Source organism: Pseudomonas sp. P7759 (genome assembly GCF_013386445.1).
Taxonomy (GTDB): Bacteria; Pseudomonadota; Gammaproteobacteria; order Pseudomonadales; family Pseudomonadaceae; genus Aquipseudomonas; species Aquipseudomonas azotoformans_A.
The window spans coordinates 1-308 of the sequence record NZ_JACART010000128.1; the positions used below are offsets into that span (position 1 = coordinate 1).

Annotated in this window: 1 pseudogene; it reads left to right on the forward strand. The window is 70.5% G+C overall.

Annotated elements, in window-relative coordinates:
* A pseudogene (locus tag HX823_RS31585) lies at positions 1-308 on the forward strand (type II secretion system F family protein); the annotation flags it as partial.

Here is a 308-nt window from a genome sequence, read left to right on the forward strand (position 1 = left end):
CGATGCCATGAGCGACCTGCCGGCGACCGCGCGGTTCATGGTCTGGTGGGGCGAGTTGGTGGAGCAGCAAGGTGGCCTGCTGATGGGCGGCCTGGCGCTGCTGATCGCCGCCCTGGTGCTGCTGGCGCGAACCGCGGCGGTCAAGCGCCATCTGGCCGCCCTGTTGTGGAAAATCCCCAGCCTCGGAGCCCAGCGCACCCTGTTTATCCTCGCGCGTTTCTACCGCACCGCCGGCATGCTGCTGATGGGCGGGATGCCCGCGGTATCGGCCCTGGACATGGCCGGCGCGCTGTTGCCGGCGGAGCGCC